Here is a 15,044-nt window from a genome sequence, read left to right as displayed (position 1 = left end):
CTCAGGCCGGCTACCCGTCGTCGCCTTGGTAGGCCATTACCCCACCAACAAGCTGATAGGCCGCGGGTTCATCCTGCACCGCCAGAACTTTCAACCACCCACCATGCGGTAGGAGGTGATATCCGGTATTAGACCTCGTTTCCAAGGCTTATCCCAGAGTGCAGGGCAGATTACCCACGTGTTACTCACCCGTTCGCCACTCATCCCCACCCGAAAGTGGTTCAGCGTTCGACTTGCATGTGTTAAGCACGCCGCCAGCGTTCGTCCTGAGCCAGGATCAAACTCTCCAACAATGAACAGTTTAATCGAGGCAATTTAATGCTCTCAAAGGAACCTCATACGAGGTTCACTACATAAGCTCTACTGGCTTAGTTCACTAGCACACTGTTGAGTTCTCAAGCAACACACCCGAGTCGCGCCGCCGTCAAGCGGCCTTACTCGAAGCGAGTCATTCCTAGCAGTTTTTGTGGGCCACCCACTCAATCGCTTTCCGCGAGAGCTTGGTTCGTGTCCCCGCCGCCCGGTTTCCCTGGCGACTTGGAGAACTTTACATGCCCCGAAAGGGCCCGAAACAGGGGGGTCCCTTAACAAGATCAGCGCAGGTCAGACCCCACGACGAAGCTCGTCTGCGGCCCAGTCTGCACCCACCGGCCCCGGAGCGCCAGCGAAAGAGCCAGAAAAGAACATTGCTCCGAGTACATTGCACCGTATTGCCCCGCGCCAAAGCTCCGCCTAGCGTCGGCCGCATGACCCTCGCCCACGACGCCCTCGGCCCGAAGACCGGCCGGCCCGTCCTCCTCGTCCACGGCCACCCCTTCGACCGCTCGATGTGGCGCCCCCAGGCCGAGTGCCTGGCCGCCCGCGGCTACCGCGTCGTCACCCCCGACCTCCGCGGCTTCGGCGCCTCCCCGAGCACGGACACCAAGACCGGTCTCGACGTCTTCGCCCGCGACCTCGTCGAGCTGGCCGACCACCTCGGCCTCGCGACGTTCGTCCTCGGCGGCCTCTCCATGGGCGGCCAGGTCGTCATGCACCTGCTGAAGGACCACCCCGGCCGGGCGGAAGCCGTCCTCCTCGCCGACACCTTCGCGGGCCTCGACACCCTGACGGCGAAACAGGCGCGCATCACCACCGCCGCGAGGATCACCGAGGAAGGCATGCACCAGTACGCGGAAGAGCTGCTCCCCAAGATGATCTCGAGGAGCACCCGCGCGGGCAGGCCGGACGTCGAGGCGCACGTCCGGCGCATGATGCGCGACGCGCCCCGGCAGGGAGCCGCGGCCGCGCTGAGAGGCCGCGCCGAGCGTCCCGACTACACCGGCACCCTCCAGCACATCAACGTCCCCACTCTTGTGGTCGTCGGCAGCGAGGACGAGTTCACGCCCGTCGCCGACGCCGAGCTGATCCACCGGGAGATCGCCGGTTCCACCCTGGTGGTCGTCGACGGCGCGGGCCACCTGCCTAACCTGGAGCGCGAGACCGAGTTCGACGAGGCACTCAGCACCTTCCTGAAGAGCAGCGGAGCCACCCCATGACTCAGAAGACCGTGTTCGTGACCGGCGCCAGCGCCGGCTTCGGTGACGCCATCGCGCGCCGGTTCGTCGCCGAGGGCGCCCGGGTGATCGCCGTCGCCCGGCGCCACGACAAGCTCGAGAAGCTCGCCGGGGACCTGGGCGACGCCGTCCTCCCGGTGCAGCTCGACGTCAGCGACCCCGAAGCGGTCAAAACGACGGTCGACGGCCTTCCCGGGGAGTGGAAGGAGGTCGACGTCCTGGTCAACAACGCCGGCCTGGCGAAGGGCCTGGAGCCCGCGCACCGCGCCGAGCTCCAGGACTGGGACGAGATGATCGCGACCAACGTCCGCGGCCTCGCGCACGTCACCCGCGCGCTGCTGCCCGGCATGGTCGAGCGTGGCCGCGGCCACGTCATCAACATCGGCTCGATCGCCGGCACCTACCCCTACCCCGGCGGCAACGTCTACGGCGCGACCAAGGCGTTCGTCCACCAGTTCAGCCTCAACCTGCGCAGCGACCTGCACGGCACCGGCGTCCGCGTGACGAACGTCGAGCCCGGCATGGTCGGCGGCACGGACTTCTCGAAGGTCCGTTTCGACGGCGACCAGGACAAGGCCGACAAGGTTTACGAGGGCACGACGCCGCTGACCGCGGACGACGTCGCCGAGTCCGTCTTCTGGGCCGCGAACCAGCCGCAGCACGTCAACATCAACGTCATCGAGCTGATGCCGGTGGTCCAGAGCTTCTCGGCGTTGCAGATCTACCGCGAGAGCTGAAACAGCTGGTAGAGCGCCTGCTGCTCCGGGTCCGACCCGGTCAGCAGGCGCTTGGTCCGCGGCCGCCCGCCCGTCGACGGGTACGTCAGGACCAGCTCGCCGATGCCCGCGAGCTGGTCCAGCAGCTCCCGGACCGACAGGTTCATCCCCGCCCGGTCCGCCTCGCGGCGCATCAGGTGGGTCACCGTCGCCGCCAGCACCGACACCAGGCCGTGGGCCGCGATCCGCGCCCGCGTCCACTCCCAGCGCGGAGTCGGGCCGGTGAGCGCGGGCCCGGTCAGCCAGCGGAACGTCGACTCCAGGTGCGTGCGGGCGCGGTAGGCCGTGACGACGTCGCCGACCGGCCAGTCCCGGTCGGTGACCAGCACCTGCTTGCCGAAGAACTCGTCGTCCAGCCGGGCCACTGCGGCGGAATCGATCCGCCGTTCCACCCGGATCTCACCGGGCCTGGTGCCGGTGAGCACGGCGGTGAGGACGCGTTCGATGCGCCGGCCGCGCGTGACCCGGCCGATTTCGGCGTGCACCTGCGCGCGGTCGCCGCGGTGGGTGCCGGCGGCCAAGGCCGCGGCCAGGCCGTCCAGCTCGCGGGTGGTCGTGGCCAGCTCGTCGGCGAACGCCCGGGACTGGGCCGCGTGCAGGGTCGCCGAGTGGGTCAGGATCACCCGGCGGCGGACCCCGTCAACGACAGCGTGCGTGTCGAGCGCGGTGAGGCCGGCGAACCGCTCGGGGTCGACGCGCTTGCGGGCGGACGCGGGCTGCGTCAGCAGCTCCGGGTGGTCGGTCAGCGGCAGCGAGCCGACGAACCCGCGGCGGGAACCGAGGTCGAGCTGCGCGGCCTGCCCGGCGTGGAAGACCAGCGTGGCCGAGCCCAGCGCGCCCGTCAGCGCGGCGAACGTCGGGGCGTTGTCGCGGCGGTACAGCCGCGAGGCCAGCGGGATGGCGCCGTCGCGGGTGACGCGCAGCCCCACGCCGGCGAGCACCTCCCGGCAGGCCGTGGGCAGCGTGCAGTCCGCGGGGGCGAACACGGCGAACTGCGGGACGTCGACGGCGAGGGCCTCGTGGTCGTCGAGCGTCTCGAGGACGGCGGTGGAAACGGTCTCCTCGATGCCCGCGATCCGCTCCGGCGTCAGGCGTTCCAGCGCCCGCCACAGACCATCCACTGTGGACAGCCGGACCAGGTCCGCGGCCGGGCTCGCCGCCCACCACGGCCCGATCGGCGTCTCCGGCGCGGTCGCCCGGTGCAGCACCGCGACCGCCAGGCTCAGGCCCAGCGAGGGCTTCGACCGCACGACGTCGTCGACGCGGCGGACGAAGTCCAGCCGGGACAGCGTCGCCCAGACCGCGGCGACGTCGCCGTACGTCCGGTGCGAAGCCGCAGCCGGTTCGCCGCCGGGGACCGCCCGGGCGATCTCGTCGGCCGTGCCCAGGTAACGCTGGGTGACCACACGGGGCTTGCCGTCGACCCGGGCGGACTCCGCGAGGTAGTAGTACGTCCGTCCGCCGATCTTCTTCCCGACCACCGATGCCACCCTTTAGGTAATACACCTCCGCGCGCTGATCGACAACCACGGCAGCGCGCTGACCTGCGTCGACGGGCACGTGAATCGTTCGGGTGAACGTGGTGCGGAACGCACACTGGCTGGTCGCCCGAGGACGGTCCTAGCGTGGGCGGAATGGGACCCGAACCCGACGCCACCACCCCGACCGCCTCCGCGATGCGCCGCTCGCTCGCCCGGGCGCGGGACGGGAAGACACTGGACGTAGCCGAGGCGGCCGTCCTGCTGCACGCCCGCGGGGAAGACCTGGCGAAGCTGTCCGAGTACGCCTCCCGCATCCGCGACGCCGGTCTGGCCGAGGCCGGGCGCGCCGGCATCATCACCTACAGCCGCAAGGTGTTCATCCCGCTGACCCGGCTGTGCCGCGACCGCTGCGGCTACTGCACGTTCGTCACGGTGCCGGGCCGGCTCGAATCGCCGTTCCTCTCCCCGGACGAGGTCCTCGACATCGCCCGCAAGGGTGCGGAGATGGGCTGCAAGGAGGCCCTCTTCACCCTCGGCGACCGGCCCGAGGACCGCTGGAAGGCTGCCCGCGAGTGGCTGGACGCGCACGGCTACGACGACACACTCTCTTACGTCCGCGCGATGGCGATCCGCGTCCTGGAGGAGACCGGCCTGCTGCCGCACCTCAACCCGGGCGTGCTGACCTGGCAGGACTTCCAGCGGCTCAAGCCGGTCGCGCCGTCGATGGGCATGATGCTGGAGACGACCGCGACCCGGCTGTGGAGCGAGAAGGGCGGGCCGCACTACGGGTCGCCCGACAAGGACCCCGCGGTCCGGCTGCGCGTGCTCGAAGACGCCGGCCGCAGCAGCGTCCCGTTCACCACCGGTGTCCTCATCGGCATCGGCGAGACGCACGAGGAGCGCGCGGACGCGCTGTTCGAGATCCGCAAGGTCGCCAAGACCTACGGCGGCATCCAGGAAGTCATCGTGCAAAACTTCCGCGCCAAGCCGGACACGAAGATGCGCGCGACCCCGGACGCCGACCTCGAAGAGCTCGCCGCGAACATCGCCGTCGCGCGGCTCGTGCTCGGCCCGAAGATGCGCATCCAGGCGCCGCCGAACCTGATCGGCCGCCAGTACGACCTGATGATCCGCGCCGGGATCGACGACTGGGGCGGCGTCTCGCCGCTGACCCCGGACCACGTCAACCCGGAACGCGCGTGGCCGCAGATCGACGAGCTCGCGCGCCGCACCGAGGAAGCCGGCTTCGAGCTCAAGGAACGTCTGACGATCTACCCGGAGTACGTCAACGCGGGCGAGCCGTGGCTGGACCCGCGGATCACGCGGCACGTCGCGGCGCTCGTCGACGCCAAGACCGGGATGGCCCGCGAAGGCGCGATGCCGGTCGGCATCCCGTGGCAGGAGCCGGACGGCGGCTGGCAGGAGTCCGGCCGCACCGACCTGCACACCGAGATCGACACCACCGGCCGCACCGAAGACCGCCGGAGCGACTTCGACTCGGTCTACGGGGACTGGAAGGAGATCGGCGACCGGATCAAGACCGGGCCGCAGAAGTTCGACTCCACCGTGCTGGAAGCCTTGCGCAGCGCGGAAAAGGACCCCGCCGGGCTCTCCGACGACGCCGCGCTGGCGTTGTTGTCGGCCGAGGGCAAGGAACTCGACGCCTTCACGAAGCTCGCCGACGACCTGCGGCGCGAGACGGTCGGCGACGACGTCACCTTCGTCGTCACGCGGAACATCAACTTCACCAACGTCTGCTACACGGGGTGCCGCTTCTGCGCCTTCGCGCAGCGTCGCACGGACGCCGACGCGTACACGCTCTCGCTGGAGCAGGTCGGCGACCGCGTCGACGAGGCGTGGGCCGCCGGCGCGACCGAGATCTGCATGCAGGGCGGCATCCACCCGGACCTGCCGGGCACCGCGTACTTCGACCTCGCGGCCGAGGTCAAACGCCGTCAGCCGGACATCCACCTGCACAGCTACAGCCCGATGGAGGTCGTCAACGGCGCTTCGCGGACGAACTTGTCGCTGCGGGACTGGCTGATCGCGGCGAAGGAGTCCGGCGTGGACTCGCTGCCGGGCACGGCCGCGGAGATCCTCGACGACGACGTCCGCTGGGTGCTCACCAAGGGCAAGCTGCCGACGTCCGAGTGGATCAAGGTGGTCACCACCGCGCACGAGGTCGGGCTGCCGACGACGTCCACGATGATGTACGGCCACGTCGACACGCCCGCGCACTGGGTCGCGCACCTCAAGCTGCTCGCGAAGCTGCAGCGTGACGGCCTGGAGAAGCACGGCAAGCGCGGGTTCAGCGAGTTCGTGCTGCTGCCGTTCATCCACCAGAGCTCGCCGATCTACCTCGCGGGGCTCGCCCGCCCGGGCGCGACGCAGAACGAGAACCGCGCGGTGCACGCGCTGGCCCGGCTGCTGCTGCACGGCATGATCGACAACATCCAGAGCTCCTGGGTGAAGCTCGGCACCGAGGGCAGCCGCGCGGTGCTGCAGGGCGGCGTCAACGACATCGGCGGCACGCTGATGGAGGAGACGATCAGCCGGATGGCCGGCGCGTCGAACGGGTCGTACAAGACGATCAGCGACATGCGCGAGATGGTCGAGCCGCTGGGCCGGCCGCTGGTGCAGCGGACGACGGGCTACGGCCGTCCGTCGGCCGAGCGACTGGCCGCCGCGGAGGCGTCGGACGGCGTCGCGACCGCCGTGCGCAAGCCGTTGCTGCCCCTGCTCACGCCGTAAGACGGTAGCGGGCGCCCGGGCTCCAGGGTGCCCGCTACTCTTCCGGCCCATGGGGGTTTTCCGGTTCACACCAGTTCTCTTCGTCGTGCTTCTCGCGGGTTGCGGCACTCCGGCGCCACCACCTGCCCCGACACCCACGGTTGCGCCGAGCCCGACGTACGCGCCGCCGCCGTCGGCGGGACTGTCGCTTTCGGTCGGTCAGGTCGAGGCCGGGCTCGGGCACCGCGCGAGTGTCCTCACGCTGACCAACCGAGACAGCGGGCCACGACAGGTCACCGGCTATCCGGACCTGAAGATCCTCGCGGGCGACGGCTCGGCGCTCGCGGTGAAGGTCGAGCACGGGACGTCGTACTTCGCGCGGGACCTCGGACCGCAGAACGTGACGCTGAAGCCGGGCGAGAAGGTCGTCGCCGTGCTCGCGTGGTCGGCCACCGTCACCGACGGCGACCAGCGCAGTGGCGCGGCGATCTCCGTGGTGCCGGTCCCCGGTGAACCCGAGCAGAAGCAGCCGCTGGACACCGACCTCGGCACCACCGACACCGTCACGGTCAGCTCGTGGGCGACGGAAATCGGGAACTGATGACCTTGTGTCACCGCTCACAAACCCACGGTTGACGCACCCGGAGATGTGCTAACTCTTTCCCTCACGACCAGGTCAAGCACCGAAGCTGCACCTGCCGAAGGGACTTCGATGAGCACCTCCGTGGCCGCGCTGGAAATGGTCGACACCGACCGCTACCCGCTCACCGAACCGGGCAGCGCCGCCTGGCGGGAGACCGTCGCCGGCACCCGCGCGGACCTGGCCGACGTCGGCTGCAGTGTCCTCGCCGACTTCATCCGGCCCGAGCTGCACGAGGTCCTGCGCGCCGAGTGCGCCGCGCTCGAGCCGCACGCGTACACCAAGGTCGAGCAGGTCAACGCCTACAACATCGCGCTCGACACCCCGCTGCCCGAGGACCACCCGGGCCGGACGGTCATGGAACGCGGCAACGCCTTCGTCGCGCGTGACCGCGTCCCCGCGTCGTCGATCATCAGCCGGCTCCACACCAGCCCGCTGTTCCAGCGGTTCGTCGCCGACTGCTTCGGCCTGCCGGAGCTGCACGAGCTGGCCGACCCGCTGGCCGGGCTGACCCTCAACGTGATCGCGCCCGGCCGGGCGCACCCGTGGCACTTCGACACGAACTCCTACACCGTCAGCATGCTGACCCAGGCCGCGGAAGACGGCGGGACGTTCGAATACTGCCCCGACATCCGTTCCGCCGAGGACGAGAACTTCGCCGGTGTGCGGGGTGTGCTTTCCGGGGAAAACACCCGTCCGGTCCAGCGCCTGGGCCTCCGTCCGGGCGATCTGCAGCTGTTCAAGGGCCGCTTCGCCTTGCATCGGGTCACTAGGGTGGAGGGGAAGATCGCCCGCCATTCGGCGATCTTCGCCTACAGCGAGCGCCCCGGCGTCATCGGCAGCCCGGAGCGGACCAGGCAGCTGTTCGGCCGGGTCCTGCCCCAGCATCTGGCCGATCGCGCCGTGCGGGGCGACGCCCTGCTCGACTAGATCTAGGAGCCTGGCCCGTGCCTTTCGACTCGACCGGCAAGATCTCGTTCGACCACATCTACACCGCGCCCGACCCCCGTCCGTTCTTCGGGACGTTGCAGCGCGTGGACTACCAGATTCCGCAGCTGGGGAAGCCGTACTTCACGAAACTGATCGAGGAATACCAGGCCGAGCGCGGAATCGCGCAGCCGACCGTGCTGGACGTCGGGTGTTCCTACGGCGTCAACAGCGCCTTGCTGCGCTGCGAGGCGAGCATCGACGACCTGTACGAGCAGTACACCGCGCCCGGCGTCGAAGACCTCGACCACACCGCGCTGCTCGAGCGCGACCGGCGGCTCGTCGCCACCCACGCCGTGCCCGACGGCCCGCGGTTCTTCGGCCTCGACGCGTCCGAGCCGGCGCTGGAGTACGCGCTTTCCGCGGGCTTCCTGGACGAGACGATCCACGCCGACTTCGAGCGCGACGACCCGGACGCGGCGCAGCAGGCGCTGCTGGACCAGGTGGACCTCGTCGTGTCGACCGGATGCATCGGTTACGTCACCGAGAAGACGATCACCCGGATCGCGCGGGGCTCGAGGCCGTGGATGGCGCACTTCGTGCTGCGGATGTTCTCCTACGAACCGGTCGCCGAGAGCCTGGCCGCGCTGGGGTACGAAACCGCGGCCATCAACGGCGTCTACCGGCAGCGCCGGTTCGCCTCCGGAGAAGAGCAGGCGCAGATCCTCGGCACGCTGGCCGAAGCCGGGGTTGATCCCGCGGGCCTCGAAGCCGAAGGCTGGCTGTACGCGCAGTTGTACGTTTCCCGACCGAAGAAGGGCGCGGCCGCCGGGCTCGCGTCCGCGCTCAACGCCGTTGACCCCGACGAACGAGGATGATCGTGAGCAGTCCGGACTGGTCCACCCGCACCTTCGGCAACGAGGACCGGCTTCCCCGGGTCCCCGTCCCCACGCTGGAGGACAGCGGCCGCCGTTTCCTCGAGTGGTGCGCACCGCTGCTGACGCCGGCCGAGCTGGCGGAGACGGAAGCGGCGGTCGCGGAGTTCCTGGCGCCGGGCAGTCCCGCGCACGGGCTGCAGGCCGCGCTCGAGGAGTACGACCGCTCGCCGGGCGTGCACAGCTGGCTCGACACGTTCTGGCCGTACCGCTACCTCGGCCGCCGCGACCGGATCGCGCTCAACGCCAACTTCTTCTTCCTGTTCCGGGCGTCCGAGCTGGGCCAGGTGGAACGCGCGGCCGAGCTGGCCGCGTCCGCCGTGGACTACAAGCTGCGGCTCGACGAAGAGGAGGTGCCGCCGGTGCTCCTGCGCGGCACGCCGCAGTCGATGGTGCAGCACAAGTACCTCTTCTCGGCGACGCGCATCCCGGGTGAGCTGCTGGACACCGCGCGCACGCGGTTCCCGTCGCCCGAGCGGCACATCGTGGTCTTCCACCGCGACACGCCGTTCCGGATGGACGTCATCACCGAGGACGGCCGACCGTACTCGCCGGAGCAGATCGCCGACGGCCTGCGCGCGATCCTCAAGGACGACCGCGCTCGGCCCGACGCGGCGCCCGGGCACTTCACGACGAAGGCTCGCGCGGAGTGGGCGGCTTCGCGGGCCGCCCTGCTCGAAGCCGGCAACGCCGAAGCGCTGGAGACGATCGAGACGGCGTTGTTCTGCCTGTGCCTGGACGACTTCGCGCCGTCGAACGCACAGGAGGCGAGCGACCGGCTGCTGTACGGCGACAACCGCTGGTACGACAAGGCAGTTTCGTTGGTCGTGTTCGAGGACGGCACCGCGGGGATCAACGTCGAGCACTGCGAGCTCGACGGCACCACGATCCTCGGCTTCACCGACGTCCTGCTGAGCGGCTCGCGCGCAACGCGGGAAGCCGCCGACGGCGTGCCGGGCTTCGAAGCGGTGGAGTTCACGCTGACCGACGAGCTCCGCGAAGACGCTCGAGCGGCCGGAGCGGCCTTCAGGGCGTACGCGGACGCCACGGCTACGCAGACCGTGTCGTTCGACTTCGGCGCGAACCGCGCGAAGGAACTGAAGATGTCTCCGGACGCCTTCGCGCAGATGGCGTACCAGCTCGCGCACCGCCGGGCGAAGGGCCTGACCGGGGCGACGTACGAGTCGATCGCAACCCGGCAGTTCCGGAACGGCCGCACCGAGGCGATGCGCGTCGTGACGCCGGAGGTCGTGCGTTTCGCCGACGTCCTGACGGACCCGGCCGCTTCGGACGGCGAGAAGCGGGAGGCTTTGCGCGCGGCCGCGGCGAAGCACGTCACGCGGGCGAAGGAGTGCCAGGCCGGGGACGCGCCGGAGCAGCACCTGTGGGAGCTGCAGCTGATCGGGAAACGCCGCGGTGAGACTGAGGTACCGGCGCTGTACGGCTCACCGGGCTGGCTGAAGATGCGCGACGACTACCTGAGCACCAGCTCGGCGCCGTCGGTCAACATCCAGTACTTCGGGTTCGGCTCGACCAGCCCGCAGTGCATCGGGATCGCGTATGTGCTGCTGCCGGATCGTTGGAACATCTACCTGAGCACGCCGAAGCACGTGTCGGCGGAGATGTACCGCTTCGCCGATGAACTCACGAAGGCGGTCAGCGAGCTGCAGGAGCTGCTGGCAGCCGGCTGAGCAACCAGGCCAGCCGGGCGGCCCGCGCCGCCCGGCTGAGCTTCGGTTTCCGAGGCCCGCCACGCGAACTCCGACGTTCTCCGATGGACGGCAAACCTCCGCCCAGCACCGGGATCGCCGGGCCACGCGCGGGCCGCTGCTACTGCTTCAGCAAGCGCCGCAACCAGGCCAGCCGGGCGGCCCGCGCCGCCCGGCTGAGCCTGGCCTTCGGGGCCAGCGAATCGAACCCGTGGAAGCCACCCGGCCAAACGTGCAGCTCCGCTTCGCCGCCCGCCTGCCAGATCCGGCTCGCGTACGCCACGACCTCGTCGCGGAACGTCTCCGCCGTGCCGACGTCCAGGAAGGCCGGTGGCAGTCCCGAAAGGTCGGTCGCGCGAGCCGGGGCCGCATACGCGGGCACGTCTTCCGTCCCGAAGCCGTCACCGAGGTACGCCGTCCAGCCGACGGTGTTGGCCGTGCGGTCCCACAACCCGCGGCCGTCGAGGTCCACCGCCGATGGGGTGTTGTTGCGGTCGTCGAGCATCGGGCAGATCAGCAGCTGCCCGGCGAGCTCCGGCCCGCCGCGGTCGCGCGCGAGCAGCGCCGTCGCCGCCGCGAGGCCGCCGCCCGCGCTGACACCGCCGATCACCGTCGGCCCGGCGAACTGCTCGGCCGTCCACAGCAGACCGGCGTAACAGTCTTCGACCGGCGCCGGGTACGGGTGCTCGGGCGCGAGCCGGTAGCCCGGCGAGACGACCGTCAAGCTCAGCGAACCCGCCCAGTCCAGCAGGTTCGGCACGTCCGAGCCGAGGTGGCTGCCGACGATCGTGCCGCCGCCGTGCACGTAGTACAGAACACCCGCGCTGGACGCCGGCGTCATCACCAGCAGCGGAACGTCTCCCGCGTACTCCTCGGTGACCTTGTGCTCCGGGTACGCCGCGGCCAGCTCCCCGACGGTCCGGTGCTCGGCCGCGTTCAGCGCCCGGCGGCCCGGGATGTCCTGCAGCGACACGAGTGGCGGGCGCAGCGCGCGCAGGGTCTCGACGATCGGCGCCAGCTCCGCGTCGAACGGCGGCGGGGTCACGCCGAGGGTTCCGAAACGACGAGGACCAGTGAGCCTTCGAACGTCGGCTGCTCGCGAAGCCGGCCGTAGCGGCGTTCCCACGTGCCGTCGTCGAGGTCGTGCTGCAGTTCCGCGGCGAAGCGGTGGTGCACGCGGTCGTCGACGAAGCTCCACGCCGAACACGACAGCCGCGCACCCGGGTCGAGGAGGCGTTCCGGGCGGCCGTAGTAGGCCTCGTTGAACCCGTCGGTGCAGTCGATCGGGATGGGCACGGGGACGATCGACGTGGCGCCGCCCAGCCCGTCGGCGATGTCGTCGACCGACGGGTAGCGCCGCGCCTCGGTCTCGATCACCTCAGGCGCGTAGTCGAGCAGCCAGAACCGCCGCAGCAGCGCGGGGTCGCACGTCAGGATCGCGATCGGGCCGCGGGTGACCCGGCGCATCTCCTTCAGCCCGGCCCACAGGTCGTTCCACTGGTGGACGCTGAACGTGCTCATCGCGCCTTCGAAGGCCCGGTCCGGGAACGGCAGCTTCTCCGCGACCGCGTCGACGGCCGGCGGGAGGTCGGCCGGCCGCTGCGCGCGCATCGACGCCGACGGCTCGACCGCCGTCACCTCGCGGTCGGCCGGCTCGTAGGAACCCGCGCCCGCGCCGACGTTGAGCACACTCCGCGCGTCCCCCAGCGCGTCGAGGATGTACTGCCCGATGCGGGGATCCGGCCTGCGGTAGTCGGTGTAGACCCCGCCGATCGCGCCGTAGTCCGCGTCCCCGGCGCTGCCGTCCGCACGTCGCTGGCTCATGACTGAAAACTAGCAGCGGCGGCGCGCGTCCCGGACGTTGCTCCGGCGGGCGTAAGCGAGCGTCCGGCATCCGGCTCAGCGGTCAATTCCTGTCGCAAAGTTGCGTAAGTTCGTCCAACTATTGCGATTTCTTGTCCAGGATTCGTATGATCCCGGTCACAGAGGTCCCCACCTGCTGCGGAAAGGCCAGTGCTGCCCATGTCTCCCAGCTCTGTCTTCAGTGCGCCCAAGAAACAGTTGGGCGCCCTCGCGCTCGCCGTGATCGCGGCGGCCGGTGTCACCATCGCCGCGGTTCCGGCCGACGCGCTCGCCGCCGGCCGCGGCGCAACGGTCCCCTTCACCGAACAGGAAGCGGAAACCGCCGCCACGAACGGTTCGGTCATCGGCCCGAACCGGGCCGCCGGCACGCTCGCCGGCGAAGCGTCCGGCCGGAAGGCGGTGACGCTGTCCGGCCAGGGGAAGTACGTCGAGTTCACGCTCACCGCGCCGGCGAACTCGATCGACTTCCGCTACAGCCTCCCGGACTCCGGCAACGGCACCGGGACGAGCGGCACGATTTCCCTCTACGTGGGCGGCGCCCACAACCAGGACATCGCGCTGACGTCGAAGTACGCCTGGTACTACGGCTCGTACCCGTTCACGAACAACCCGGGTGACGGCCACGCGCACCACTTCTACGACGAAACCCGGGCGCTGCTCGGCACGTCGTACCCGGCCGGCACCAAGATCAAGCTGCAGGTCGACGCGGGCGACACCACGGCCTCGACGATCGACCTGGCCGACTTCGAGCAGGTCGGCGCGGCGGCCGCGCGCCCGGCGAACTCGGTGTCCGTCACCGACTACGGCGCCACCGCGGGTGACACGAGCGACGACGCGGGCGCGTTCGACTCCGCCGTCGCCGCCGCGAAGAGCCAGGGCAAGGAGGTCTGGATCCCGTCCGGGACCTTCACCCTCGGCCACCACATCACCGTCGACCAGGTGACGATCCGCGGCGCCGGCCCGTGGTACTCCGTGCTGACCGGCCCGCGCGCCGGGATCTTCGGCAAGGGTGAGCCGGCCAGCTGCGGGACGTCGACGTATCCCGGCAACGGCGCGGTTCCCGGCACGAGCAGCGCCGTGAAGCTGTACGACTTCGCGATCATCGGCCAGGTCGACGCGCGCGTCGACTGCGACCAGTCCAACGCCATCGGCGGCGCGCTCGGCGGCGGCTCGGTCGTGCAGAACCTGTGGCTGCAGCACACGAAGGTCGGGCTGTGGCTCGACGGGCCGTTCGACGGACTCACCGTGTCCGGCAACCGGATCCTCGACCAGACCGCCGACGGCCTGAACCTGCACCAGGGCATCAGCAACGTCACCGTCACCAACAACTTCCTGCGCAACACCGGTGACGACGGCCTCGCGATGTGGTCCGAGCACGACGCCGACCACAACAACACGTTCTCCTTCAACACCGTGCTGCTGCCGATCCTCGCCAACAACATCGCGATCTACGGCGGGCGCGACAACACTGTGTCCGACAACGTCGTGGCCGACAACCAGGACCAGGGCGGCGGCATCCACATCGCCAACCGGTTCAGCGCGGTGCCGCTGTCCGGCACCACGACGGTCGCGCGCAACACCGCGATCCGCACCGGCGTGCTCGACTCGAACTGGCAGTTCGGTGTCGGTGCCCTGTGGTTCGACGGCCGCGACTCGGCGATCACCGGCCGCGTCGACGTCACCGACCTCGACCTGCAGGACAACAACTACGAGGCCATCCAGTTCATCGACAGCGCCACCACCGACGTGCACTTCACGAACGTGCGGATCACCGGGGCGGGCACCTTCGCCTGGCAGATCCAGGCGAAGCCGACCGGGTCGGTGAAGAACGTCGTCGCGACCGGCGTCGGCCGGGCCGGGGTCTACAACTGCATGGGCCCGGACGCGATGGCCGGGCTGGCCGACCAGGGCGGCAACTCGGGCTGGTCGACGACGTTCTGCGGTTCGTGGCCGACGCCGGTCTACGGCTCGGACAACGGCGGCACCACGACGACGACTCCCACCACGCCGCCGACCACGACCACCACGACCCAGCCGACCGGGAACCTGGCGCTGCACAAGGCGATCAGCGCGTCGGCGTCCCAGGGCGGGTTCCCGCCTTCGAACGCGGTCGACGGCGACGCGAACTCCTACTGGGAGAGCGCGAACAACGCGTTCCCGCAGTCGGTGACCGTCGACTTCGGGGCCACGGTGTCGGTGTCGCGGCTGGTGCTGAAGCTGCCGCCGTCGTCCGCGTGGGGCACACGCACGCAGACGATCTCGGTGGACGGCGTCAAGGCGGCCGCGGGCTACACGTTCAACCCCGCGTCCGGGAACACCGCGACCATCACGTTCCCGGCGACGTCGGCGCGCACGCTGCGGCTGACCTTCACCGGCAACACCGGCTGGCCCGCCGGGCAGCTGTCCGAGCTCGAAGCCTACGCATCCTGA

11 protein-coding genes and 1 rRNA gene are annotated in these 15,044 nt (G+C 70.2%); 8 read left to right on the top strand and 4 right to left on the bottom strand.

Translation table 11 applies throughout. The features are described from left to right. Window positions 1-293 (bottom strand): 16S ribosomal RNA (locus ACZ63J_RS30685); the annotation flags it as partial. A 453-nt stretch (window positions 294-746) separates the two neighbouring features. Here ACZ63J_RS30685 and ACZ63J_RS30680 point away from each other — a divergent pair. After that, entirely contained in the window at window positions 747-1,535 is a 789-nt protein-coding gene (locus ACZ63J_RS30680; protein WP_465401298.1) for an alpha/beta fold hydrolase, read from the top strand. Further along, the gene (locus ACZ63J_RS30675) at window positions 1,532-2,290 is read left to right on the top strand and encodes an SDR family oxidoreductase (protein ID WP_465401297.1); all 759 of its coding nucleotides are present in this window, start codon (window positions 1,532-1,534) and stop codon (window positions 2,288-2,290) included. Before ACZ63J_RS30680 ends, ACZ63J_RS30675 begins: the two co-directional genes overlap by 4 nt. Here the strand turns inward: ACZ63J_RS30675 and ACZ63J_RS30670 are convergent. Further along, the gene (locus ACZ63J_RS30670) at window positions 2,275-3,810 is read right to left on the bottom strand and encodes an IS1634 family transposase (RefSeq protein WP_465401296.1); all 1,536 of its coding nucleotides are present in this window, start codon (window positions 3,808-3,810) and stop codon (window positions 2,275-2,277) included. The genes ACZ63J_RS30675 and ACZ63J_RS30670 overlap by 16 nt on opposite strands. Window positions 3,811-3,963: 153 nt before the next feature. Here ACZ63J_RS30670 and ACZ63J_RS30665 point away from each other — a divergent pair, with 153 nt between their 5' ends. From ACZ63J_RS30665 to ACZ63J_RS30645, 5 genes are all read left to right on the top strand, one after another. Further along, entirely contained in the window at window positions 3,964-6,561 is a 2,598-nt protein-coding gene (locus ACZ63J_RS30665) for a bifunctional FO biosynthesis protein CofGH (RefSeq protein ID WP_465401295.1), read from the top strand. 49 nt (window positions 6,562-6,610) lie between these two features. Next, on the top strand, window positions 6,611-7,141 hold the full coding sequence (locus tag ACZ63J_RS30660) for a DUF4232 domain-containing protein (protein ID WP_465401294.1): 531 nt from the start codon (window positions 6,611-6,613) through the stop codon (window positions 7,139-7,141). 111 nt (window positions 7,142-7,252) lie between these two features. Beyond that, entirely contained in the window at window positions 7,253-8,110 is an 858-nt protein-coding gene (locus ACZ63J_RS30655) for a HalD/BesD family halogenase (protein WP_465401293.1), read from the top strand. 17 nt (window positions 8,111-8,127) lie between these two features. Beyond that, window positions 8,128-8,985 carry a class I SAM-dependent methyltransferase gene (locus ACZ63J_RS30650; protein ID WP_465401292.1) on the top strand — a complete coding sequence of 286 codons (858 nt, stop codon included), beginning with the start codon at window positions 8,128-8,130 and terminating at the stop codon, window positions 8,983-8,985. Beyond that, window positions 8,982-10,733, top strand: a complete 1,752-nt coding sequence (locus ACZ63J_RS30645; protein ID WP_465401291.1) for a choline/carnitine O-acyltransferase — start codon at window positions 8,982-8,984, stop codon at window positions 10,731-10,733. Before ACZ63J_RS30650 ends, ACZ63J_RS30645 begins: the two co-directional genes overlap by 4 nt. A 139-nt stretch (window positions 10,734-10,872) precedes the next feature. Here ACZ63J_RS30645 and ACZ63J_RS30640 read toward each other — a convergent pair whose 3' ends face one another. Next, a complete protein-coding gene (locus ACZ63J_RS30640) occupies window positions 10,873-11,796 on the bottom strand; it encodes an alpha/beta hydrolase fold domain-containing protein (RefSeq protein ID WP_465401290.1) in 924 nt (307 codons plus the stop codon). Next, window positions 11,793-12,575: a class I SAM-dependent methyltransferase gene (locus ACZ63J_RS30635; protein WP_465340682.1), complete on the bottom strand. Its 783-nt coding sequence runs from the start codon at window positions 12,573-12,575 to the stop codon at window positions 11,793-11,795. The genes ACZ63J_RS30640 and ACZ63J_RS30635 overlap by 4 nt, the downstream gene beginning before the upstream one ends. Window positions 12,576-12,773: 198 nt before the next feature. Between ACZ63J_RS30635 and ACZ63J_RS30630 the strand changes: the two genes are divergently transcribed. Continuing rightward, window positions 12,774-15,044: a discoidin domain-containing protein gene (locus tag ACZ63J_RS30630; RefSeq protein ID WP_465401289.1), complete on the top strand. Its 2,271-nt coding sequence runs from the start codon at window positions 12,774-12,776 to the stop codon at window positions 15,042-15,044.

This window comes from Amycolatopsis sp. NPDC104863 (genome assembly GCF_055582965.1).
Note: the sequence above shows the minus strand (reverse complement) of the source record. Positions and strands in the feature narration are given on the sequence as shown.

What these genes read in the sequence shown, in the direction of transcription:
- ACZ63J_RS30680 (WP_465401298.1), top strand. Translation starts at nt 747, where the DNA reads ATGACCCTCGCCCACGACGCCCTCGGCCCGAAGACCGGCCGGCCCGTC.
- ACZ63J_RS30675 (WP_465401297.1), top strand. Translation starts at nt 1,532, where the DNA reads ATGACTCAGAAGACCGTGTTCGTGACCGGCGCCAGCGCCGGCTTCGGT.
- ACZ63J_RS30665 (WP_465401295.1), top strand. Translation starts at nt 3,964, where the DNA reads ATGGGACCCGAACCCGACGCCACCACCCCGACCGCCTCCGCGATGCGC.
- ACZ63J_RS30660 (WP_465401294.1), top strand. Translation starts at nt 6,611, where the DNA reads ATGGGGGTTTTCCGGTTCACACCAGTTCTCTTCGTCGTGCTTCTCGCG.
- ACZ63J_RS30655 (WP_465401293.1), top strand. Translation starts at nt 7,253, where the DNA reads ATGAGCACCTCCGTGGCCGCGCTGGAAATGGTCGACACCGACCGCTAC.
- ACZ63J_RS30645 (WP_465401291.1), top strand. Translation starts at nt 8,982, where the DNA reads ATGATCGTGAGCAGTCCGGACTGGTCCACCCGCACCTTCGGCAACGAG.
- ACZ63J_RS30635 (WP_465340682.1), bottom strand. Translation starts at nt 12,575, where the DNA reads ATGAGCCAGCGACGTGCGGACGGCAGCGCCGGGGACGCGGACTACGGC.
- ACZ63J_RS30630 (WP_465401289.1), top strand. Translation starts at nt 12,774, where the DNA reads ATGTCTCCCAGCTCTGTCTTCAGTGCGCCCAAGAAACAGTTGGGCGCC.